Raw genomic sequence first — 22509 nt, 5'->3', positions numbered from 1 at the left:
GGCGAGGGGGCTTGTCGGAACGCCGCACCGCCCCGCTCGGCTGCGCAGCAGTCGTAAAACCGGCGGATGCGTTCTACCTGGAAAACCGCGATAGCCGGTTTTAGGGCCGCTTCGCGACCCAGCGGGGGCAAGCCCCCTCGCCACAGGTAGGGTGTTCGACCAGCGAGATATGTAGATACCTATGCCCAAGGGGGAGAGGGGGAAAGGGAGCCGATCTGTGTTGTTTTCGAGAGGCACATTCACCTCGTGATTTCAGGTCGCAGTACCTCGCAAGAAACTCGCGGTCAGTCCCCTCGCCCCCCTGGGGAGAGGGTTAGGGTGAGGGGTGGATTGTGTTGACGCCAGAGATCTCAAGTCTGACTCGGCCCATTCACCCCTTATCGACGTTCTCCGACAAAAATAATTAAGGACGAGAAATGCACGAGCAAGAAAAGGGTTTGAAACGCGGGCTGTCCGCCCGCCATATTCGCTTCATGGCACTGGGGTCGGCGATCGGCACCGGGCTGTTCTACGGTTCTGCCTCGGCCATTCAAATGGCCGGTCCGGCCGTGCTGCTCGCCTACCTGATCGGTGGCGCGGCGGTGTTCATGGTCATGCGCGCCCTCGGTGAAATGGCCGTGCACAACCCGGTCGCCGGTTCCTTCGGTCAGTACGCCAGCACCTACCTGGGCCCGATGGCGGGTTTCATCCTCGGCTGGACCTACGCCTTCGAGATGATCATCGTCTGCCTGGCCGACGTCACTGCGTTCGGCATCTACATGGGTTTCTGGTTTCCGGAGGTGGCACGTTGGGTCTGGGTACTGGGCATCGTGTTCCTGATCGGCGGGCTGAACCTGTGCAACGTCAAAGTCTTCGGTGAAATGGAGTTCTGGCTGTCGCTGCTGAAAGTCGCCGCCATCGTCGCGATGATCCTCGGCGGCTTCGGCATCATGCTGTTCGGCATCGGTTCGGCCGGCACCGAACAGGCCACTGGCCTGAGCAACCTCTGGGCCCATGGCGGCTTTATGCCTAATGGCATCGGTGGCTTGATCGCATCGTTGGCGGTGGTGATGTTCGCGTTCGGCGGTATCGAAATCATTGGCATCACCGCCGGTGAGGCCAAGGACCCACAGCGGGTGATTCCAAGGGCGATCAATGCGGTGCCGCTGCGGATTCTGCTGTTCTACGTGCTGACGCTGTTTGTGCTGATGGCCATCTATCCTTGGCCGCAGATCGGCAGCCAGGGCAGCCCGTTCGTGCAGATTTTCGACAACCTCGGCATCAGCTCGGCGGCGACCATCCTTAACATCGTGGTGATCTCGGCGGCCGTCTCGGCGATCAATAGCGACATTTTCGGTGCCGGACGCATGATGTACGGCCTGGCGCAGCAAGGTCAGGCGCCCAAAGGGTTTGCTCAACTGTCGAAACAAGGCGTGCCCTGGATGACCGTGGTGGTCATGGGTGCAGCCCTGCTGGGCGGCGTGGTCTTGAACTACCTGATCCCGGAAAACGTGTTCCTGGTGATCGCCTCGATTGCGACCTTCGCCACGGTCTGGGTCTGGTTGATGATTCTGGTCACCCAAGTGGCCATGCGTCGTTCCATGACTCGCGAACAAGTCGCTCAACTGCAGTTCCCGGTTCCGTTCTGGCCCTATGCACCGGCGGCAGCGATTGTGTTCATGCTGTTTGTCTTCGGCGTCCTGGGTTACTTCCCGGATACCCAGGCAGCGCTGGTGGTGGGTGCGGTGTGGATCGTACTGTTGGTGATTGCTTATAAACTGTGGGTCAAACCGGCGGCCGGACAGGCGGTCGAGGTCGACCACGACCCTTCTTTGTTCCATCGATAATCTAACGGAGGCCTTGGATGAAAACTCTCTGGCAACACTGCCACGTTGCAAGCATGGCGCAGGGCAACTACTCGATCATCGAGGATGCCGCCATCGTGACGTCAGGAGCGCACATAGAGTGGATCGGCCCGCGCAGTGAACTGCCGGCAGGCGAATACCCCGAGGTCCACGACCTCGCCGGAGCCTGGGTCACCCCGGGCCTGATCGACTGTCACACCCACACGGTGTTCGGCGGCAACCGCAGCGGCGAGTTCGAGCAGCGCCTGCAAGGCGTAAGCTATGCCGAAATCGCCGCGGCCGGTGGAGGCATTGCCAGCACCGTGCGCGCGACCCGGGCAGCCAGCGAGGAGGAGTTGTTCTTCAGCGCCCATAAACGCTTGAAGAGCCTGCTGCGCGACGGCGTCACCAGCGTCGAGATCAAGTCCGGTTACGGTCTGGATCTGGCCAGTGAACGGAAAATTCTGCGAGTGATCCGCCGTCTCGGCGCCGAGCTGCCGGTCAGTGTGCGCAGCACCTGCCTGGCGGCGCACGCCTTGCCGCCGGAATATGCCGATCGCGCCGACGAGTACATCGAGCACATCTGCAGCGAAATGCTCCCGGCGCTGGCGGCTGAAGGCCTGGTGGATGCGGTGGATGCGTTTTGCGAATACCTGGCGTTTTCCCCGGAGCAGGTCGAGCGGGTGTTCATCGCCGCGCAGAACCTCGGTTTGCCGGTGAAACTGCATGCTGAACAGCTGTCGTCCCTGCATGGATCGAGTCTGGCGGCGCGTTATCACGCGTTGTCGGCTGATCATTTGGAGTTCATGACCGAAGACGACGCGATTGCCATGGCCGAGTCCGGAACCGTCGCGGTGTTGCTGCCAGGCGCGTTTTACTTTTTGCGCGAAACCCAGTTGCCACCGATGGAAGCCTTGCGCAAACACGGGGTGAAAATCGCCATCGCCAGCGACCTCAACCCAGGCACCTCGCCGGCGTTGTCGGTGCGGCTGATGCTGAACATGGCCTGCACCTGCTTCCGGATGACCCCGGAGGAGGCTCTGGCCGGCGCGACCATTCATGCGGCCACTGCGCTGGGCATGGACACAACCCATGGCTCGCTGGAAGTCGGCAAGGTCGCCGACTTCGTCGCCTGGCAGATCGATCGTCCGGCAGACCTGGCGTACTGGCTGGGCGGCGACCTGGAAAAACGCGTCGTGCGTCACGGCGTTGAAGTCACGATTTAGGAGAATGGCTGTGGATAAGGTTCTGAACTTCAAACAAGGCCGGGTGCCATTGCTGATCAGCATGCCCCATGCCGGTCTGCGTCTGACTCCTGCGGTAGAAGCCGGGCTGATCCCCGAGGCGCAAAGCCTGCCGGACACCGACTGGCATATCCCGCAGCTCTATGAGTTCGCTCAAGAGTTGGGCGCCAGCACCCTGGCGGCCGAGTACTCGCGGTTCGTCATCGACCTGAACCGGCCGTCCGACGACAAGCCTTTATATGTCGGCGCCACCACGGGTCTGTACCCCGCGACGCTGTTCGACGGTGTGCCATTGTTCCGTGACGGACTGGAGCCGTCCGCCGAGGAACGCGCCCGCTATCTCGAGCAGGTCTGGATGCCCTATCACAGCACCTTGCAACAGGAGCTGGCACGACTGAAAGCCGAGTTCGGCTATGCGCTGCTGTTCGATGCGCATTCGATCCGCTCGGTGATCCCGCACCTGTTCGAAGGGCAACTGCCGGACTTCAACCTCGGCACCTTCAATGGCGCCAGCTGCGATCCACAGCTGGCTAATCAGTTGGAAGCCATCTGCGCCCGGCACCCGGACTACAGTCATGTGCTGAACGGGCGCTTCAAGGGCGGCCACATCACCCGGCATTACGGCAATCCGGCGGAAAATATCCATGCGGTGCAGCTCGAACTGGGGCAGCGCACCTATATGGAAGAGGTCGAGCCGTTCCGTTATCGCCCTGATCTGGCGGCGCCGACTCAGGTGGTGCTCAAGGAGTTGCTGCAGGGGTTGTTGGCGTGGGGGCAGAAGCACTACGCGCGCTGAGGCGGAGCACTGACCCTGTGGCGAGGGGGCTTGCCCCCGCTAGACCGCGAAGCGGTCCTGAAATCAGCAATCGCGTTCTTCCAGATAAATCGCATTCGCTGGCTTTACGACCGCTTCGCGGCCGAGCGTGGGCAAGCCCACTCGCCACAAAAAAGGTTCACTCAGGGTCGTCGTGATCCCGAAACACCCGCCAATTTCTCCAAGGACATGCTCATTGCACAATTCGGGTTTATGATGCCGGACGGCAGAATAATAGAAGTCCCCCCAGGGATGACCTCGACCCCTTACGGAGCGCGCAATGCAGACTTTGTACCCGCAGATCAAACCCTACGCCCGGCACGATCTGGCCGTCGATAAGCCACATGTCCTGTATGTCGACGAAAGCGGTTCACCGGAAGGTTTGCCGGTGGTGTTCATCCATGGTGGGCCAGGGGCCGGCTGCGATGCGCAGAGTCGCTGTTATTTCGATCCGAATCTGTACCGCATCGTCACCTTCGATCAGCGTGGCTGCGGTCGCTCGACCCCTCACGCCAGCCTGGAAAACAACACCACCTGGGATCTGGTTGCTGACCTTGAGCGGATTCGCCAACATCTGGGCATCGAAAAGTGGGTGCTGTTTGGCGGCTCGTGGGGCTCGACCCTGGCGCTGGCCTATGCGCAGACCCACCCGGAACGGGTCCACGGGCTGATCCTGCGAGGGATCTTCCTCTGCCGTGCGCAAGAGATCGAGTGGTTCTACCAGGCCGGTGCCAGCCGCCTGTTTCCGGACTACTGGCAGGACTATGTGGCGCCGATTCCGCTGGATGAGCGCGATGATCTGCTCACGGCTTTCCACAAGCGCCTGACCGGCAACGACCAGATTGCCCAGATGCACGCAGCCAAAGCCTGGTCGACCTGGGAAGGCCGCACGGCGACCTTGCGGCCCAACCCGCTGGTGGTCGACCGCTTCTCCGAGCCGCAGCGCGCGCTGTCGATTGCCCGTATCGAATGCCACTATTTCACCAACAAAGCCTTTCTTGAGCCCAATCAGTTGATTCGCGACATGCAGAAGATCGCTCACCTGCCAGGGGTGATCGTCCATGGTCGCTACGATGTGATCTGTCCCCTGGATAACGCCTGGGAACTGCACCAGGCCTGGCCGAACAGTGAGTTGCAGGTGATTCGCGATGCCGGCCATGCGGCGTCCGAACCGGGGATCACTGATGCCTTGGTGCGCGCGGCGGCCAAAATGGCCCGGCGCTTGCTCGACTTGCCACCCGAAGAAGCATGAAGGGCCTGCTACAGCGCGTACGTGGCGCGCGAGTCGAAGTAGCAGGAGAGGTCGTTGGGGCCGTAGACCAGGGCTTGATGGTGCTGGTGGCGGTCGAGCCCGAGGATACTCGGGCCAATGCCGACAAAATGCTGAATAAACTGCTTAACTATCGGGTATTCAGTGATGTCGAAGGCAAGATGAACCTGTCTTTGGCTGACGTCAGTGGCGGTTTGCTGCTGGTGTCGCAGTTCACCTTGGCCGCGGATACCAAAAACGGCTTGCGCCCGAGCTTTTCTACCGCTGCTCCTCCAGCGTTGGCAGAAGAGCTTTTTGACTATCTATTGACCAGGGCGCGGCAGTTGCATGGCAATGTGGCATCAGGGATATTTGGCGCGGACATGCAGGTGCATTTGGTCAATGATGGCCCGGTGACCTTTCTGTTGCAGACCTGAAAGCGCTTGAAACACCTTTTTAGAGCCTTTTTGGCCCGAAATCGGACGTTTCGCGATAATACTTTGTTACCACTGATGCGTTGTAACGCGGCCTACTAGATAATCGCGCGCTACGAAGATCAGCGTTCGTTGGTCCATTTTGACTTAGGTAGAGACTTGTCCGGAACCGTTTGGGGAATCATTTAGCCCCGTCGGAGTCGGAACAATGCTCGCCAACCTGGCATATAGAAGCTGGCCGTTGGTTTTTTGATCTGTTTTCGGCGAGGGTTGCTCGTGATTGTTAGTCCCTGTATTGCACTAAAATTGTCTGCCAAACGGTTACGAAACGCTCTAGCGACAGGCTCTGCATTGCTGTGTCTGCTCAGCGCCGGCCAGCTTTGGGCTTTCAATCTGGATGATGTGTCGGCCAAGGCCAAAGAGCTGGCCGGGCAAAAGTACGAAGCCCCGCGCAGTAACCTGCCGAACGAATTTCGTGAAATGAAGTTTGCCGATTATCAGAAAATTCGTTTCCGCAGCGAAAAAGCCGAATGGGCCGATCAGAAAACCCCGTTCAAGCTGTCGTTCTATCACCAGGGCATGCACTTCGACACGCCGGTGAAGATCAACGAGATCACCTCCACCACCGTTCAAGAGATCAAATACGACCCGAGTCGCTTCGATTTCGGCGACGTCAAAGTCGATCCAAAGGCCACCGAGCAGCTGGGTTACGCCGGTTTCCGTGTGCTGTACCCGATCAACAAGGCTGACAAGCAAGACGAGATCATGACCATGCTCGGCGCGAGTTACTTCCGCGTCGTCGGCAAAGGCCATGTCTACGGCTTGTCCGCCCGTGGCCTGGCGATCGACACTGCGCTGCCATCCGGCGAAGAGTTCCCGCGCTTCACTGAATTCTGGGTTCAGCAACCCAAGCCGGGCGACAAGCACCTGGTGATCTTTGCCTTGCTGGATTCGCCGCGTTCGACTGGCGCCTACCGATTGACCCTGCGTCCCGGCAGCAACACCATCGTCGACGTCAAGGCGCAGGTGTATCTGCGTGACAAGGTCAACAAACTCGGGATCGCCCCGTTGACCAGCATGTTCCTGTTTGGCGCCAACCAGCCGTCGAAAGTGCTCAACTACCGTCGCGAGCTGCACGACTCCAGCGGTCTGTCGATCCATGCCGGTAATGGCGAATGGATCTGGCGTCCGCTGAACAACCCGAAACACCTGGCCGTGAGCAACTTCTCGATCGAGAACCCGCGTGGTTTCGGTCTGCTGCAACGTGGTCGTGACTTCAGCCACTACGAAGACCTCGACGACCGCTACGACAAGCGTCCAAGTGCCTGGATCGAACCGAAGGGCGATTGGGGCAAAGGCTCCGTCGATCTGGTCGAGATTCCGACTGCCGACGAAACCAACGATAATATCGTGGCTTTCTGGAGCCCGGAAAAGCTCCCTGAGCCAGGCCAGCCGCTGGACTTCGCCTACCGTATGCACTGGACCATGGACGAAGCTGCACTGCACCCGGTCGACAGCGCCTGGGTCCAGCAGACCCTGCGCTCTACCGGTGACGTGAAGCAGTCGAACCTGATCCGTCAGCCGGATGGTAGCGTCGCTTATCTGGTGGACTTCGAAGGTCCGTCCCTCAAGGCTCTGCCGGAGGACGCGGCGGTTAGCAGTCAGGTCAGCGTTGGTGATAACGCCGAGCTGGTGGAAAACAGCGTTCGCTACAATCCAGAGACCCAAGGCTGGCGCCTGACGCTGCGGATGAAGATCAAGGACCCGAGCAAGCCGACCGAGATGCGTGCCGCGCTGATCCAGACCATCGAGGCTTCGGAGCCTGCCAAGGTAGCGCCTGTGACCAACTCTTCCATTGCCAAGGCCGACAAAATCGCCGCCAAGCAGCAAGAGAAGCGAGCGGCGCAAGAGCAGCAAGAGAAACAAGCGCAGAAAGAGCAGCAAGAGAAACAAGAGAAACAAGAGCAGAAAGAACAGAACGAACAGAAAGAACCAGACGCCAAGCAGCCTGCAGCTGCCGAAGCGGCCCCAGTCACCCCGCTCTCAACCTTGGAACCGGTAAAAACTGAAAAAGTATTGACCGAGACCTGGAGCTACCAGTTGCCTGCCGATGAGTAATTCCCAAGCACAGCCAGAGACTCTCGCCGAGTACCTGGCCCATCTGCCGATGAGCGATGCGCAACGCGCCGAACTGGCGGGCTGCAAGTCGTTCAGCGAGCTGCATGAACGCCTGTCGTCTTCGACGTTCGACGCGCCTGTCGAGGCTGCACAAGCTTCGGTAGGCCGCCGTCTGACCTTGAACTGCGCGCATGAGCTGGAGGAGGCCGAGATGTTGGCGGTCGACGCCGAAGGCCGGGTCTGCCTCAAGGCGACGCCGCCGATTCGCCGGACCAAGGTCGTGCCGGAGCCGTGGCGCACCAATATCCTGGTGCGCGGCTGGCGTCGTCTGACCGGGCGCACCAACCCGCCGGCACTGCCGCGCGATGAACGCGTGCTGCCGGCTGCCCGCTGGCGTACGGTCGGTTCGATCCGTCGCTACATTCTGCTGGTGCTGATGCTTGGCCAGACCATCGTTGCCGGCTGGTACATGAAAGGCATCATGCCGTACCAGGGCTGGTCGTTCGTCGATCTGAACGAAGTTCTGCATCAACCGCTGAGTCAAACCGCCACGCAAGTGCTGCCATACGCGCTGCAAACCAGCATCCTGATTCTGTTCGGGATTCTGTTCTGCTGGGTGTCGGCGGGCTTCTGGACCGCCCTGATGGGCTTCCTCGAGTTGCTCACCGGGCATGACAAATACCGCATTTCCGGTAAAAGTGCCGGCAACGAGCCGATCGCCAAGGACGCGCGCACCGCGCTGGTGATGCCGATCTGCAACGAAGACGTACCGCGGGTATTCGCCGGTTTGCGAGCGACGTTCGAGTCGGTTGCGGCGACCGGTGACCTGGATCGCTTCGACTTCTTTGTTCTCAGCGACAGTAACGACGCTGACATTTGCGTCGCCGAGCAGCACGCCTGGCTGGATGTTTGCCGCGAGGCCAAAGGCTTCGGCAAAATCTTCTATCGCCGCCGTCGCCGTCGGGTCAAACGCAAAAGCGGCAACCTCGACGACTTCTGCCGTCGTTGGGGCGGTGATTACAAGTACATGGTGGTGCTCGACGCCGACAGCGTGATGAGCGGCGAATGCCTGACCAGCCTGGTGCGCTTGATGGAAGCGACGCCGGATGCCGGGATCATTCAGACTGCCCCGCGTGCCTCGGGCATGGATACGCTGTATGCCCGCATGCAGCAGTTCGCCACGCGTGTATACGGTCCACTGTTTACCGCAGGCCTGCACTTCTGGCAGTTGGGTGAATCCCACTACTGGGGCCACAACGCGATCATTCGCATGCAGCCGTTCATCGAACATTGCGCCCTGGCGCCATTGCCTGGTAAAGGCGCGTTCGCCGGTGCGATTCTCTCCCATGACTTCGTCGAAGCCGCGCTGATGCGCCGTGCCGGCTGGGGCGTGTGGATTGCCTACGACTTGCCGGGCAGCTATGAAGAACTGCCGCCGAACCTGCTCGACGAACTCAAGCGTGACCGCCGCTGGTGTCACGGCAACCTGATGAACTTCCGACTGTTCCTGGTCAAGGGCATGCACCCGGTGCACCGTGCGGTGTTCCTGACCGGCGTGATGTCCTACCTGTCGGCACCGCTGTGGTTCTTCTTCCTGGTGCTGTCGACGGCCTTGCTGGCGGTCAACACGCTGATGGAGCCGCAGTACTTCCTCGAGCCGCGACAGCTCTATCCGCTGTGGCCGCAATGGCATCCGGACAAGGCCATCGCGCTGTTCTCGACCACCGTCGTGTTGCTGTTCCTGCCGAAGTTGCTGAGCATCATCCTGATCTGGGCCAAGGGCGCGAAAGAATTCGGTGGCAAGTTCAAGGTGACCCTGTCGATGTTGCTGGAGATGCTGTTCTCCATGCTGCTGGCACCGGTACGGATGATTTTCCACACGCGTTTCGTACTCGCCGCGTTCCTCGGCTGGGCCGCGACCTGGAACTCTCCGCAACGTGACGACGACTCCACCCCGTGGAGTGAAGCGGTGCGCCGCCATGGTCCGCAAACCTTGCTGGGCTTCTTCTGGGCCCTGCTGGTGATCTGGCTCAACCCAAGCTTCCTCTGGTGGCTGGTGCCGATCGTCGGTTCGCTGATGCTGTCGATTCCGGTCTCGGTGATCTCCAGCCGAGTCGGTCTGGGCCTCAAGTCCCGTGATGAAAGCCTGTTCCTGATCCCTGAGGAATATGCGCCGCCACAGGCCTTGCTGGCGACCGATCAGTACACCCACGAAAACCGTTGGCACGCGCTCAAGGAAGGTTTCATCCGGGCAGTGGTCGACCCGCAGCAGAACGCCCTGGCGTGTGCCTTGGCCACGTCCCGTCACCGTTCGGTCGAACCGATCGAATGGCTGCGTATCGAGCGGGTGCGTCACGCGCTGAAAGCCGGCCCTGCCGGGCTCAGCAACGACGAACGTCTGGCTCTGCTGAGTGATCCGGTAGCGCTGGGGCGCCTGCATGAGCAGGTCTGGAGCGAAGGTCACGCCGAATGGCTGAGCGCCTGGCGCCAGTCGATCGAAGCCGATCCGCATGCCCCGCAGTTGCCGCTCCAACCGGTATCGGTTGAAGCACTGCCGGCCTGAGAAAAGCCCCCGCTTCCGACTTGGGAGCGTGGGGCTGCCAAAAGATCGCAGCCTGCGGCAGCTCCTACGGGATTTGCGTACACCCGGTAGCTCACGGGTATACGCGGTCGGCGTAGGAGCTGCCGCAGGCTGCGATCTTTTTTCGAATCAACAACGAATCCTCCTTAAACCCTTGTGCAAACAAACGAGTGAGTTAGCATCGCTCCCCGAATTGGTGCGCCCGGACAACTTATTGTCCGTATCTGTCGGTTTTCAAACGGAAACCTGCTTTTTGCGCGCCTCACAACAAAACGGGTTCAGGGGACTTGATGATGAAGAAGTATCTCTCGATGCTGCTGCTTGGCGTCACGGCATTGGTTGCAGTCAGCGCGGCTCAGGCCGGCGCCATCGATGACGCGGTCAAGCGTGGCACACTGAAAGTCGGCATGGACCCGACCTACATGCCGTTCCAGATGACCAACAAGCGCGGCGAGATCATCGGCTTCGAAGTCGACCTGCTCAAAGCCATGGCCAAGGCCATGGGCGTCAAGCTGGAGACGGTTTCCACCGGCTATGACGGCATTATCCCGGCCCTGCTGACCGACAAGTTCGACATGATCGGCAGCGGCATGACCCTGACCCAGGAACGCAACCTGCGCCTGAACTTCAGCGAACCCTTTATCGTGGTTGGCCAGACCCTGCTGATCCGCAAGGAACTCGAAGGTACGATCAAGTCTTACAAAGACCTGAACAGCGCCGACTATCGCATCACCTCCAAGCTCGGCACCACGGGTGAAATGGTCGCTAAAAAGCTGATCTCCAAGGCCCAGTACCACGGTTACGACAACGAGCAGGAAGCCGTGCTCGACGTGGTCAATGGCAAGGCTGACGCCTTTATTTACGACGCGCCTTACAACGTCGTGGCGGTGAACAAGGTGGGTAACGGCAAGCTGGTCTTCCTCGACAAGCCTTTCACCTACGAGCCGCTGGCCTTTGGTCTGAAGAAGGGCGACTACGACAGCCTCAACTTCATCAACAATTTCCTGCACCAGATCCACGAAGACGGCACCTACGATCGCATCCATGACAAGTGGTTCAAAGACACCGCCTGGCTCAAGGATATGGAATAAGGCCTTTGGCGGTGGGGTGTCATTAGCACCGCGCCGTTCCAATCGCGAGCAAGCTCGCTCCCACAGTTGACCCTGTACTTGCTAAGGACTCGGTCCAATGTGGGAGCGGGCTTGCTCGCGAAGACGGCTTATCTGGCGACACAGACTTCGGAACCTGCAGATTAATGAAACAGAAAAAAGCCCAATGGCCCTGGCACCTGTTGACGGTGCTGGTGCTGATCGGCCTGGCTGGCGCGTTGTATTACGCCACCTCGCTGATGTCCTATGAGTGGCGCTGGAACCGAGTGCCGCAGTACTTTGTCTACCACGCCGAAGAATCCCAGCGGGCAGCGGATATCTCCACTGTCAGCGAACTGGTGCGTAAAGGCGATAAAGCCGAAGTCACCCTGCGCAATGACGCAGGTGACGAACAGCGCCTGACGGTCGACGACAACAGCCTGCAAGTCGCCCGTGGCGATGATGTGGCCGAAGGCGATGTGATCGGTGTCACTCGTCATTGGGCGGCCGGGCCGCTGGTCTGGGGCCTGTGGACGACGCTATGGCTGTCGGTGGTGTCCGGCGTGCTCGGGCTGCTGATCGGCCTGGCGACCGGATTGTGCCGGCTATCGAACAACCCGACCTTGCGCGACCTGTCGACGGTCTATGTCGAGCTGGTGCGCGGTACGCCACTGCTGGTGCAAATTTTCATCTTCTACTTCTTCATCGGTACGGTGATGAACCTGTCCCGCGAATTTGCCGGAATTGCCGCGCTGTCGCTGTTCACCGGTGCTTATGTCGCGGAAATCGTCCGTTCCGGTGTGCAGTCGATTGCCCGTGGTCAGAACGAGGCGGCGCGTTCGCTGGGTTTGAGCGCTGGTCAGTCGATGCGCCATGTGGTCATGCCACAGGCCTTCAAGCGTGTGCTGCCACCGTTGGCGGGGCAATTCATAAGTCTGGTGAAAGACACCTCGCTGGTGTCGGTGATCGCCATTACCGAATTGCTCAAGAGCGGCCGGGAAGTCATCACCACCTCGTTCTCGCCGTTCGAAATTCTGTTCTGCGTGGCGGGCCTGTATTTGTTGATCAACCTGCCGCTGTCGAAAATCGCCAGCCGGCTTGAGCGGAGGCTCGCGCAAAGTGATTGAAGTCCGCGATCTGGTAAAAGTCTTCGACACCCGTGGCCAGGTGGTCCGTGCGGTGGATAACGTCACCACCCACGTGGCCAAGGGCGAAGTGCTGGTGGTGATCGGTCCGTCCGGTTCCGGCAAGTCGACCTTTCTGCGCTGCCTCAATGGCCTGGAGGAGTTCGACTCCGGTTCCGTCAGCATCGATGGTCTGGAGTTGGCCAACCCGAAAACCGACGTCAATGCCTACCGCCGTGAAGTCGGGATGGTCTTCCAGCATTTCAACCTGTTCCCGCACATGACCGTGCTGGAAAATCTCTGCCTGGCGCAGAAAGTCGTGCGCAAGCGCGGCAAGCAGGAGCGCGAAGCCAAGGCTTGGGCGTTGCTGGAAAAGGTCGGTATTGCACAGAAGGCCAACGAGTTCCCGTCACGCCTGTCCGGCGGCCAGCAACAGCGCGTGGCGATAGCCCGTGCACTGGCTATGGAGCCGAAGGTCATGTTGTTCGATGAGCCGACTTCGGCACTCGACCCGGAAATGGTCGGTGAAGTGCTGGATGTGATGAAAACCCTGGCCCTGGAAGGCATGACCATGGTCTGCGTCACCCACGAAATGGGTTTCGCCCGGGAAGTGGCGGATCGGGTGCTGTTCTTCGATCATGGCAAACTGCTGGAAGACTCCCCGCCGGACGAATTCTTTGCCGCACCGAAGGATTTGCGGGCTCAGGCATTTTTGAGGCAGGTGTTGTAGGTCCTGTTTCTCCAGCGTGTCTTAGGGATTGTTTCTTCGAATTGAGGTGGAGTCTGTCAGGCGTGGGGTTCGTATCGGGACTCGCGATGGTCGGGCAAATTTGTGCAGGAAAATGCCTGGAAGGCTCCCTGTCCATAGATTCTTCGACTCGCCGAAGAATCTATGGACGCGGGAGCTTTTGCGACATTGCATCATGTAGCCATCAAGCTGGACAGGTTTTATTCAAAACCCAAGGAGGCAGCTTTGCCTGCCTCTCTGTACCTCCGATCAGCCGCTGATAGAGGCTGGATCGGAGTACTGTCCATTGCGTATAGCGCGCACTTCGAAGAGATGAGTACCAGGTGACAAATCAGTGAACATGAAACCAGTTTGGGAAACCTCCCGAACGGCTTGTCCATCAATGGACAGCTGATAACCGGTGACACCGACACTGTCAATCGGAGGTTTCCACTGGATCGTTCCGGCCGTGCTGGAAAGCCGATTAAACTCCAACTGGGTTGGCCCGTTGCCCACTGTGGTCACTTCAACATACGCCGTTTCCGACTGGTTCCCGGCGGCATCCAGCGCGCGTATGCTGAAATAATAGGTTGTATTGCCGGTCAGGCCGCCGACGACGTGACGGGTGCTGTCAACTGTGGTTAACGGCTTGCTGTTGAGGAGGATTTGATAGCCGGTAACCGCGACGTTATCACTGGATGCATCCCAATCCAGGGTGGCAGAGGTTTCGGTGACAGTGGTGGCTCTGAAGTTGGTGGGTTTGGAGGGTGCTGTCGTGTCTGGTTTGGTGGTGACTGGCAGTGGGTCGGAGTCGGCAAAGTTTCCGGCAGCATCCAGCGCGCGCACCTTGAAAGTATAAGTTGTACCCTCGGTCAGGTCGGTGATAACGATGCGGGTGCCGGTAGCTGTCTCGACCCTTACGTTGCCACGGTAGATCTCATAGAGGATGACCGCGACGTTATCACTGGAGGCAGTCCACTCCAGGACGGCGGCGGTGCCGGTAATACCGGTGGCTCTGAAGTTGGTGGGTTTGGAGGGGGCTGTCGTGTCTGGTTTGGTGGTGGTTACTGGCAGTGGGTCGGAGTCGGCAAAGTTTCCGGCAGCATCCAGCGCGCGCACCTTGAACATATAGGTTGTACCCGCGGTCAGGCCGTTGACCTCGATGCGAGTGCCGGTAACTGTGTAGATCAGAGTGTTGTCACGGTAGATCTCATAGCCGGTAATCCCGATGTTATCACTGGATGCAGCCCACTCCAGGACTACGGCGGTGCCGGTGATGGCGGTGGCTCTGAAGTTAGTGGGTTTGGAGGGGGCTGTCGTGTCCGGAGTGGTGACTGGCAGTGGGTCGGAGTCAGAAAAGTTTCCGGCAGCATCCAGCGCGCGTACTTTGAAAATATAGGTTGTACTCTCGGTCAAACCGGTGGCGTTGTAATGGGTGTTGTTAACTATGGTTATCGGCGTGTTATTGCGGAAGATCTGATAGCCGGTGATCCAGAAGTTATCAGTGGATGCAGCCCACTCCAAGGTGACGGAGTTGCCGGTGATGGTGGTGGCTCGCAGATTGCCGGGTTTGCTGGGTGGCTGATCGTCTTTGGATGCTAACAGGTCCGAGTCAGCATAGTTTCCGGCAGCATCCAGTGCGCGCACCTTGAACCAATAGGGTTCGGTCACGTCGATAGGGAAAAAAGCCGTAAAGTTGATCGTGCCGAGTAGCTTGTCGTTTCGATATACCTCATAGCCGGTGACCTTGACGTTATCAGTTGACATGTCCCAAAAGAGATAGCTTCTTTCCGTATCAGTCTCGATTCTGAGGTTGGTTGGCTTGGAAGGTGCTGTCCCGTCTACTGTAGTGACCGGTAATGGGTCGGAGTCGGCAAAGTTTCCGGCAGCATCCAGCGCACGTACCTTGAAAACATAGTGGGTAGTCTCGGCTAGACCACGATCGATGTAAAAGGTGCTGCTAACCGTGTCGATCGGTGTGTCGTTGCGGTAGATCCGATAGCCGGTAACCCCGACATTATCACTGGATGCAGCCCACTCCAGGCTGATGGAGTTGGCGGTGATTGTGGAGGCGCGAAGGTTGGTGGGTTTACTGGGTGGCGAATGGTCCGAGGTCATTGTCAGCGAGTCAGAGTCAGCGAAGTTGCCGGCGGCATCCACGGCGCGAACTCTGTACGTAAAAAAGTCAGCTACATTGACCAGGTAATAGTTGATTTGGGCGTCTACAGTATCGAGTAGATTGTTGTTGGCATAAATCTTGTAGTGGGTAACTGCGACATTATCAGTCGACGCAGTCCACCGAAGAAGAGCCTGAGGGTGGGTTTCAATGAAAGTGAAACGGAGATCTGTAGGCTTGCTGGGTTTTGTTGCGTCTACTGTCACGGCAGTGATCTCGGCTGCAGCACCGTCTCCAGAGGCGAAGTGGGGGACAATCTGGAGGTGGTATTTTCTGCCTTCCGTTAATCCAGTGAATACGAATTCTGTCTCAAGTAGTTTAGCAAAAGGTTGGTCGTTTGCATAAAGTGTGTAGCCGACAATGGTTTCGCTGTCTTGCGGGCGTGCCCATTTTAATCTGATTGAGTTGGTTGTAACGTCACTGGTTGTCAGCTGAGTTGGAACGGACAGTCTGGCTTTGCTTGCCCTGTCTCGCGTGGCAGTGATGCACCGATCTACTGCGCCTGTTCCACCGAAGAAATCAACGTTGATCATGTTTCCTTTGCTGGGTTGCCTATAGCGAACAGATCCAACGTTGTTAAAGAAACAGTCCCAATGGATAGCGTTGGGCTTAAAGCGTATAGGTCCCAATGTATTGTAGCCGGCAGCAAAAATCGACCATAGCTGATTCTTTGGTGGGTCGGCCATAGTGCGAAGTATATGGTTATAAAGAGCTCTCTCGCCATTCAGGTCTTCGCCGGTCCAGGTTTGATGAACTTTTCCCCAGCAAAACCAATATGGACTGTTCCAGGCGATAATGACATTCTTGCCGGGGAATCGGTTGCGGATTTGACCGATCGTCAGGCTCTGTGCCGATGGGGGAATGCAAAGCTGACTGATACGTAATTGCAACGCTGAGAAGACGCTCTCTTCCAAACCGTCTGCAAATACTTCGTGGAAATCTAATATCACAATTTCCCCTGGGTTTGCCTTTGCGAATGCTGAAACCTTATCAAGGCATTCAAACAACCCGCGATTAGCGTCATACGATCCGTGTTTAAATATGAAGCTCGACCCGTCCCTGTACAGTCGCAAATCAAGAGCTCGAATACCATTGTTCAGTTGATAATCAAAAGTGTCGTCCTGGCAAGCCCCCCACTGATCCGTCGGCCATCCAGCGCCCTCCTGGTCGACGCCAGCATTATGGGCTTCGGGTAATATCAGATCATGTATTTTTAGTTGTTCTATATTGGACCCGAGCTCTGTCATCCAGCGACTATAATTGACCAGGGTTATAGGGTGTTGGAACATCAGGCTATAGCGAGCGCTGCTGAGCGACTGTTCTTGTCGTGTACCGTCGGTACTCACCATAAGAATTATGGTAATGGGGGTGTTGTCTGCCAGCTTCGCAAGTTCTTCAAGCGGTAGCTCGCAGCTGAAAGCCTGTGTGCCAATTTGGCTGTTTGCCGGGACGGCTTCTGCTAATTCAATGACTCCAGAGCGCCCGTTGGCGTAAGTGCACTCGCAATGTAGCCATAGCCTTGATTGGCTATTGATACCCAACCAAGACGCAACACCTATCACCGGATTAGCGGTTAAGTTGTTGTATTTCAAGACATCATTTTCGGTATCAGACACGGTTGGGGGCTGCAAAAAAACATTTTGCAATTCAATGTCAGTACCTTGAATCGGTTCTTGTAGTGACATGTTGGCTTTCCTGTGGCTGGGCATTAAAGCGATTAATGCACAGGCAGGAGTCACTGACCACTAGCAGGTCTGCTAGTGGCATAGTGTATAAAAAGAGCCTATTGTTTCAGGTTTTGTGTTTGAGCCAAGTGTTTGAGCCAAGTGTTTGTGCGGCTCCATGAGTGTTGGACAACTTACGGTTATCCTTGTTTCTGCAGCCGCTGCTGGTAATTAAACCCTGAACTTGCCCACCAACATCTGCAAATGAGTCCCCAACCGCGCCAGCTCAACGCTGGAAGCGGCGGTCTCCTCGCTGGCAGCTGAGGTCTGCTCGGACACATCGCGCACATTCAGCACACTGCGGTTGATCTCTTCGGCCACGGCGCTCTGCTGCTCTGCAGCGGCGGCGATTTGCTGGTTCATCGCCTGAATGGCTGAGACGGTGCGGGTGATGTTGGCCAGCGAGCCGCCAGCGCGCCGAGTCAGCTCGACGCTGCTATCGGTCAGGCTGCGGCTGTTGTCCATGATAGTGGCGACTTGCTGGGTGCCGCTTTGCAGGCCGACGATCAGTTGTTCGATTTCCTCGGTGGACTTCTGGGTGCGCTGGGCGAGGCTGCGCACCTCATCGGCGACCACCGCAAAACCGCGTCCGGCCTCACCGGCGCGGGCGGCTTCAATAGCTGCGTTGAGCGCCAGCAGGTTGGTCTGTTGCGCCACCGATTTGATTACGTCGAGCACGCTGCCGATCTTGTCGCTTTCGCGCTGGAGATGGCTCATGGCCTCGGTGGAATTACCGACCTCGGTGGCCAGGCGTTCGATCTGCGCAATGGCTTCGCTGACCACCTTGTCGCCTTCGCGGGCCTGCTGGTCGGCAGCGACAGCGGCCTCGGAGGCCTCTTCGGCGTTGCGCGCGACTTCCTGTACGGTGGCGGTCATTTCATGCATGGCGGTGGCGACCTGATCGGTCTCGACCTTCTGGCTGTTGACTCCGGCGCTGGTCTGTTCGGTGACGGCTGACAGCTGCGCGGCGGCGCTGGCGATCTGCGTCACGCCCGCGCCGATGCCACCGATCAATTGCCGCAAGCCGACGGTCATGCGTTGTATGGCGCTCTGCAGTTGGCCGAGTTCGTCGCGGCGCTGAACGTCGAGGTCCTGGCTCAGATCGCCGGAAGCCACGCGCTCGACCACTGTCAGGGTCTGTTGCAGCGGAATGACGATCTGCCGGGTAATGGCCCAGGCGGCGATCAGGCCGAACAGCAGCGTCAGTACGGTGACCAGCGCCAAGGTGTTTTTTGCTTGCGCCGCATCGCTGTCACGCTTGGTGATTTGCGCGGCGCTCAGCTGCTTGCTCATGTCGAACAGGATATTGCCCTGGTCTGCCATGCGTTTCAGGGCGGCAGCGCTGGCCACCTGGGAGTCGCGGAACTGGCTGACCGCCGCTCGATAGCTTTTGAGCGCCTCGCTAGCCTGTTGCAGGTTGGCGATATGCTGTTCCGGCAGTTTGCCGGGGAGGCTTTCGAGGTTGTTCAAGGCATCGTCGATGGCGTCCAGCGCCGGCTGTTCAGCCTCGACCTTGGCGCTGTAGGTGTAGCCGCGGACCTGGAAGCGCGCCTGCTGTACCAGCTTGCTCAGGTCGATCACGCTGTTGAATTGGGCGACGCTGTCACCTTGCAGCACGGACTTCTCGACTTCCGTCACGCGGGCTACCGCGTTATCGGCGGCGCCGCCGAGTCTGGCGCGGCTGGCTTCGCGGTTCACAGTGGCTTGAGTCATGTCGACAAAGGCGCGTTTGTATTCGGTGACAGCGGCCAATTGTTTGTCGAGCATGGCAATGCTATCGGGCTGTTCAAGCCGTTTGCGCGCGACTTGCAGGCCCTCGTCCAGCTGGTTCAGTAGATCGCTGACGACCGCCGGGCCTTGCTCGCCCCGACGCATTTCGTAGTCCAGGCGGGCGATGCGCAGGTCTTTGGTCAGCTCGTTCAGCGTGGAGATATAGCCCAGCTTGTCGCCGCGCTCGATCAGGCTACTCAGACCCATCCAGCCGGTGAAGGTGATCAGCAGAGTCAGCAGCAGCACCAGACCGAAGCCGATGCCGAGTTTCAGATTGACGCTTACATTTCCCAGGTTCTGGGCTAGCCAACGGTACATGCTGTGAACTCCCTTTGACGCATGAATGGGTCTATTGGGAGTGTATCGGCAGGCCGGAGGAAATCTGTAGATGCGAAGCTGCGAACTATTGTGGCGAGTGGGCTTGCCCTGGCTTCGCATATTCTTCGTAGCAGCTGCCGAAGGCTGCGTCCGGCTGCGCAGCAGTCGCAAGGTATGCAACCACGGTTAACCTGTTAGCACCACGGTGCGTGATTTTACGACCGCTGCGCGGCCGGACGCAGGCTTCGCCAGCTGCTACGGACCGCGTCGTCGCAAGTTCCCTCGCCACAGTTTTTTTTGCTCGACGTTTAGAACAGTCGGGAGAGGAGGGCGGTCACGGCCGTCTCGACCCGCAGGATGCGCTCGCCGAGCTGTACCGGTTGCAGGCCGGCCTTGGCCAGCATGTCGATTTCGTAGGGGATCCAGCCGCCTTCAGGGCCGATGGCCAAGGTCACCGGTTCGTCCAGCCCGCGTGGGCAGGGCGGGTAGTTGCCGGGATGCCCGACCAGACCTAAGGTGCCTTCGACCATGGCCGGCAGGCGGTCTTCGACGAAGGGCTTGAAGCGTTTTTCGATGATGATCTCCGGCAGCACGCTGTCGCGAGCCTGCTCCAGGCCGAGGATCAGTTGCTCGCGAACCGCTTGCGGCTCAAGGAACGGGGTCTGCCAGAAGCTCTTCTCGACCCGGTAGCTATTGACCAGCACTACCCGCGGCACGCCCATGGCGGCGACGGTTTGCAGTACCCGACGGAGCATTTTCGGCCGCGGCAGGGCCAGCAACAGGGTCAGCGGCAGTTTCGCCGGGGGTGGCTGGTCGAGGCTGACTCGCAGTTCCGCCTCAGAGGCTTCCAGGCGCAGCAACTCGGCAGAACCCATCAACCCGCCGATGCGCCCGACCCGCAGGCTGTCACCGACGACGCTGCGATGGACTTCCTGCATGTGGGTCAGGCGCCGATCACGCAGGATCACCCGGTCGGCCGCAATAAAGTCGGCCTCTTCGAGAAGCAGCAGGTTCACGCTTGGGTCGCTGGCGGCTGGTCGTCATGGTCGCTGTCGACGGGCTGGTCGTCCGGATGCTCGCCGCGTTTGCTGATCAGGCTGCCAAAGAGGATGCCGATTTCGAACAGAAACCACATTGGCACCGCCAGCAAGGTCTGCGAGAAGATGTCCGGCGGGGTGAGGATCATGCCGACTACGAAGCAGCCGATGACCACATAGGGACGGATTTTCTTCAGGTATTTGACGTCGACCACGCCGATCCACACCAGCAGCACCACGGCCACCGGGATTTCGAAGGCTACGCCGAAGGCGAAAAACAGCGTCATGACGAAATCGAGGTAGCTGGTGATATCGGTCATCATCTCCACGCCGGCCGGGGTGGCGGCGGCGAAGAACTTGAAGATCAGCGGGAACACCAGGAAGTAGGCAAAGGCCATCCCGGTGTAGAACAGCATGATGCTCGAGACCAGCAAGGGCACCGCGATGCGTTTTTCGTGCTTGTACAGGCCCGGTGCGATAAAGCCCCAGATCTGATGCAGGATCACCGGGATCGCCAGGAATAGCGAGACCATCATCGTCAGTTTGAGCGGCGTGAGGAACGGCGAGGACACATCGGTGGCGATCATGGTCGCGCCCACCGGCAGGTACTCGCGCAGTGGCGTGGAGACGAAGGTGTAGATCTGCTGGGTGAAGGCAAACAGCCCGGCGAAGATCACGAAAATCGCCGCGACACAACGCAGCAGGCGGGTGCGCAACTCGGTGAGGTGCGAAACCAGCGGCATGTGCTGGTCGTTTTCCGGTTTATCAGCGCTCATGGGGCTCGCGGCGGCAAAGTGGGGTCAAGGGGGGCAGGCGTACTGGGTGCCGCCGCAGGGGAAACAGTTTCTGTCGCAGTCGGGCCGACAGTCGGTTCGGCCGGTTTGACAGCTGCTGCTGGCGTTGGGTCGACAGCGGTGGCTACCTGCGCCGGAGCATGGATCGACTGCTCCGCCACTGGTACGAAGGTGCTCGGCGTCTGCTGTTGCGGCGCGAGAATCTTCCGCGCTTCCTGCTCCAGGGACAGAATGTGTTCGTTATGCAGTTGCCGGCGAATTTCGTCGGCACCGATTTCCCGTTCAACTTCCTGTTTGATCGCGTTGAAACTGCGTTTCAGGCGCCCGACCCACAGACCGGCCGTGCGCGCGGCACCCGGCAGCCGTTCAGGGCCGAGCACCAGCAGCGCGACGAGGCCGACGAGCAGCAGTTCAGAGAAGCTGATACCAAACATTAGTCAGTGCTCACAAGTCTTTGCGGATCGGCTCTTCGACTTTTTGTGCTTGCACGTCGATGGTGTGCGGCTCGTTCAGTGTCGAAGCCTGTGGTTGTGGTTGTGCCGGTGGTACCGGTTGGGCCGGGGTCACCGTTGGGTCAGCAGGTTTTTCATCGTCGTTCATGGCCTTGCGAAAGCCCTTGATCGACTCACCGACGTCGGTGCCGAGGTTTTTCAGTTTCTTGGTGCCGAACACCAGTATCACGACAACCAGGATGACGACCCAGTGTTTCCAGTCAAAAATGCCCATGCTGCGATTCCTCTCTTAAGCGTTATTCAAGCGGACGGGCGCGAAGCCTTCTCGGCGTGTCCGGACAGACCGAAGCGCCGGTCCAGTTCATCCAGCACAGCCTGTGGATGCTGCCCCAGTTGGGCGAGCATGACCATACTGTGGAACCATAAATCGGCGGTTTCGTAGATCACATCAGTGCAATCGCCGCTGATGGCGGCGTCCTTGGCGGCGATGATGGTTTCAACCGATTCTTCACCGACCTTTTCCAGAATCTTGTTCAAGCCCTTGTGGTACAGGCTGGCGACATAGGAACTGTCGGCGGCAGCGCCTTTGCGCTCTTCCAGCACTTGGGCCAGGCGGGTCAGGGTATCGCTCATGTTCAATGTCCAGCCTTGTAGATGGCGTGCGGGTCTTTGAGCACCGGGTCGACGGTCTTCCAGTCAGCGTTTTCGTAGACGCGGTAGAAGCAGCTTTGGCGGCCGGTATGGCAAGCGATGTCGCCGATCTGCTCGACCATCAGGATGATCACATCGGCGTCGCAGTCCAGGCGCATCTCGTGGAGTTTTTGCACGTGCCCGGACTCTTCGCCCTTGCGCCACAGTTTGCCACGGGAACGGGACCAGTAGATGGCGCGGTTCTCGGCGGCGGTCAGTTCCAGCGCTTCGCGGTTCATCCAGGCCATCATCAGTACGCGCCCGGTCTTGTGATCCTGGGCAATCGCCGGCACCAGGCCGTCGTTGTCCCATTTGATCTCGTCCAGCCAATCTTTCATCTTCGACT

At 58.9% G+C, this 22509-nt stretch carries 18 protein-coding genes; 10 read left to right on the top strand and 8 right to left on the bottom strand.

Annotation, left to right across the window (positions count from 1 at the left end):
• Nucleotides 1-416 precede the first annotated feature (416 nt).
• The 10 genes from F8N21_RS22590 to F8N21_RS22545 all read left to right on the top strand — a co-directional run bounded on the left by F8N21_RS22590 (nucleotide 417) and on the right by F8N21_RS22545 (nucleotide 13205).
• Nucleotides 417-1826: an amino acid permease gene (locus F8N21_RS22590; protein ID WP_150644226.1), complete on the top strand. Its 1410-nt coding sequence runs from the start codon at nucleotides 417-419 to the stop codon at nucleotides 1824-1826.
• 17 nt (nucleotides 1827-1843) lie between these two features.
• A complete protein-coding gene (hutI, locus tag F8N21_RS22585) occupies nucleotides 1844-3049 on the top strand; it encodes an imidazolonepropionase (RefSeq protein WP_150644225.1) in 1206 nt (401 codons plus the stop codon).
• Between the two features lie 10 nt (nucleotides 3050-3059).
• Nucleotides 3060-3863: an N-formylglutamate deformylase gene (hutG, locus tag F8N21_RS22580; RefSeq protein ID WP_150644224.1), complete on the top strand. Its 804-nt coding sequence runs from the start codon at nucleotides 3060-3062 to the stop codon at nucleotides 3861-3863.
• Nucleotides 3864-4161: 298 nt separating this feature from the next.
• Nucleotides 4162-5133, top strand: a complete 972-nt coding sequence (pip, locus tag F8N21_RS22575) for a prolyl aminopeptidase (RefSeq protein WP_150644223.1) — start codon at nucleotides 4162-4164, stop codon at nucleotides 5131-5133.
• Complete coding sequence (dtd, locus tag F8N21_RS22570) at nucleotides 5130-5567, top strand: D-aminoacyl-tRNA deacylase (protein WP_150644222.1); 438 nt, start codon at nucleotides 5130-5132, stop codon at nucleotides 5565-5567. The genes pip and dtd overlap by 4 nt, the downstream gene beginning before the upstream one ends.
• Before the next feature lie 273 nt (nucleotides 5568-5840).
• The gene (locus F8N21_RS22565) at nucleotides 5841-7682 is read left to right on the top strand and encodes a glucan biosynthesis protein G (protein WP_150644221.1); all 1842 of its coding nucleotides are present in this window, start codon (nucleotides 5841-5843) and stop codon (nucleotides 7680-7682) included.
• Nucleotides 7675-10245 (top strand): glucans biosynthesis glucosyltransferase MdoH, encoded by a 2571-nt coding sequence (mdoH, locus tag F8N21_RS22560; protein WP_150644220.1) that lies wholly within the window; start codon nucleotides 7675-7677, stop codon nucleotides 10243-10245. The genes F8N21_RS22565 and mdoH overlap by 8 nt, the downstream gene beginning before the upstream one ends.
• A gap of 311 nt (nucleotides 10246-10556) precedes the next feature.
• On the top strand, nucleotides 10557-11354 hold the full coding sequence (locus F8N21_RS22555; RefSeq protein WP_150644219.1) for a transporter substrate-binding domain-containing protein: 798 nt from the start codon (nucleotides 10557-10559) through the stop codon (nucleotides 11352-11354).
• A gap of 164 nt (nucleotides 11355-11518) precedes the next feature.
• Nucleotides 11519-12478 carry an amino acid ABC transporter permease gene (locus F8N21_RS22550; RefSeq protein WP_150644218.1) on the top strand — a complete coding sequence of 320 codons (960 nt, stop codon included), beginning with the start codon at nucleotides 11519-11521 and terminating at the stop codon, nucleotides 12476-12478.
• A complete protein-coding gene (locus F8N21_RS22545; RefSeq protein ID WP_150644217.1) occupies nucleotides 12471-13205 on the top strand; it encodes an amino acid ABC transporter ATP-binding protein in 735 nt (244 codons plus the stop codon). The genes F8N21_RS22550 and F8N21_RS22545 overlap by 8 nt, the downstream gene beginning before the upstream one ends.
• A gap of 267 nt (nucleotides 13206-13472) precedes the next feature.
• Here F8N21_RS22545 and F8N21_RS22540 read toward each other — a convergent pair whose 3' ends face one another.
• From F8N21_RS22540 to hisI, 8 genes are all read right to left on the bottom strand, one after another.
• Nucleotides 13473-17063, bottom strand: a complete 3591-nt coding sequence (locus F8N21_RS22540) for a fibronectin type III domain-containing protein (protein ID WP_191624379.1) — start codon at nucleotides 17061-17063, stop codon at nucleotides 13473-13475.
• 210 nt (nucleotides 17064-17273) lie between these two features.
• Entirely contained in the window at nucleotides 17274-19190 is a 1917-nt protein-coding gene (locus tag F8N21_RS22535; protein WP_150644215.1) for a methyl-accepting chemotaxis protein, read from the bottom strand.
• Between the two features lie 308 nt (nucleotides 19191-19498).
• Complete coding sequence (locus F8N21_RS22530) at nucleotides 19499-20206, bottom strand: 16S rRNA (uracil(1498)-N(3))-methyltransferase (protein ID WP_150644214.1); 708 nt, start codon at nucleotides 20204-20206, stop codon at nucleotides 19499-19501.
• Nucleotides 20203-21003 carry a twin-arginine translocase subunit TatC gene (tatC, locus tag F8N21_RS22525; RefSeq protein ID WP_150644213.1) on the bottom strand — a complete coding sequence of 267 codons (801 nt, stop codon included), beginning with the start codon at nucleotides 21001-21003 and terminating at the stop codon, nucleotides 20203-20205. Before tatC ends, F8N21_RS22530 begins: the two co-directional genes overlap by 4 nt.
• Nucleotides 21000-21455, bottom strand: a complete 456-nt coding sequence (tatB, locus tag F8N21_RS22520; protein ID WP_150644212.1) for a Sec-independent protein translocase protein TatB — start codon at nucleotides 21453-21455, stop codon at nucleotides 21000-21002. Before tatB ends, tatC begins: the two co-directional genes overlap by 4 nt.
• 10 nt (nucleotides 21456-21465) lie before the next feature.
• The gene (locus F8N21_RS22515; protein WP_150644211.1) at nucleotides 21466-21747 is read right to left on the bottom strand and encodes a twin-arginine translocase TatA/TatE family subunit; all 282 of its coding nucleotides are present in this window, start codon (nucleotides 21745-21747) and stop codon (nucleotides 21466-21468) included.
• A 26-nt stretch (nucleotides 21748-21773) separates the two neighbouring features.
• Complete coding sequence (locus F8N21_RS22510) at nucleotides 21774-22106, bottom strand: phosphoribosyl-ATP diphosphatase (RefSeq protein WP_150644210.1); 333 nt, start codon at nucleotides 22104-22106, stop codon at nucleotides 21774-21776.
• 2 nt (nucleotides 22107-22108) lie between these two features.
• Nucleotides 22109-22501, bottom strand: a complete 393-nt coding sequence (gene hisI / locus F8N21_RS22505; RefSeq protein WP_150644209.1) for a phosphoribosyl-AMP cyclohydrolase — start codon at nucleotides 22499-22501, stop codon at nucleotides 22109-22111.
• Between the last annotated feature and the right edge of the window lie 8 nt (nucleotides 22502-22509).

The organism is Pseudomonas fluorescens, from assembly GCF_902497895.1.
In the GTDB taxonomy this organism is placed as follows: domain Bacteria; phylum Pseudomonadota; class Gammaproteobacteria; order Pseudomonadales; family Pseudomonadaceae; genus Aquipseudomonas; species Aquipseudomonas fluorescens_BP.
This window is presented reverse-complemented; position numbering and strand designations above follow the sequence as displayed.

Coding starts and splice junctions, on each gene's coding strand:
- hutI (WP_150644225.1), top strand. CDS start 1,844: ATGAAAACTCTCTGGCAACACTGCCACGTTGCAAGCATGGCGCAGGGC.
- F8N21_RS22550 (WP_150644218.1), top strand. CDS start 11,519: ATGAAACAGAAAAAAGCCCAATGGCCCTGGCACCTGTTGACGGTGCTG.
- F8N21_RS22555 (WP_150644219.1), top strand. CDS start 10,557: ATGAAGAAGTATCTCTCGATGCTGCTGCTTGGCGTCACGGCATTGGTT.
- tatB (WP_150644212.1), bottom strand. CDS start 21,455: ATGTTTGGTATCAGCTTCTCTGAACTGCTGCTCGTCGGCCTCGTCGCG.
- mdoH (WP_150644220.1), top strand. CDS start 7,675: ATGAGTAATTCCCAAGCACAGCCAGAGACTCTCGCCGAGTACCTGGCC.
- F8N21_RS22590 (WP_150644226.1), top strand. CDS start 417: ATGCACGAGCAAGAAAAGGGTTTGAAACGCGGGCTGTCCGCCCGCCAT.
- tatC (WP_150644213.1), bottom strand. CDS start 21,003: ATGAGCGCTGATAAACCGGAAAACGACCAGCACATGCCGCTGGTTTCG.
- F8N21_RS22540 (WP_191624379.1), bottom strand. CDS start 17,063: ATGTCACTACAAGAACCGATTCAAGGTACTGACATTGAATTGCAAAAT.
- F8N21_RS22510 (WP_150644210.1), bottom strand. CDS start 22,106: ATGAGCGATACCCTGACCCGCCTGGCCCAAGTGCTGGAAGAGCGCAAA.
- dtd (WP_150644222.1), top strand. CDS start 5,130: ATGAAGGGCCTGCTACAGCGCGTACGTGGCGCGCGAGTCGAAGTAGCA.
- F8N21_RS22515 (WP_150644211.1), bottom strand. CDS start 21,747: ATGGGCATTTTTGACTGGAAACACTGGGTCGTCATCCTGGTTGTCGTG.
- hisI (WP_150644209.1), bottom strand. CDS start 22,501: ATGAAAGATTGGCTGGACGAGATCAAATGGGACAACGACGGCCTGGTG.
- F8N21_RS22535 (WP_150644215.1), bottom strand. CDS start 19,190: ATGTACCGTTGGCTAGCCCAGAACCTGGGAAATGTAAGCGTCAATCTG.
- pip (WP_150644223.1), top strand. CDS start 4,162: ATGCAGACTTTGTACCCGCAGATCAAACCCTACGCCCGGCACGATCTG.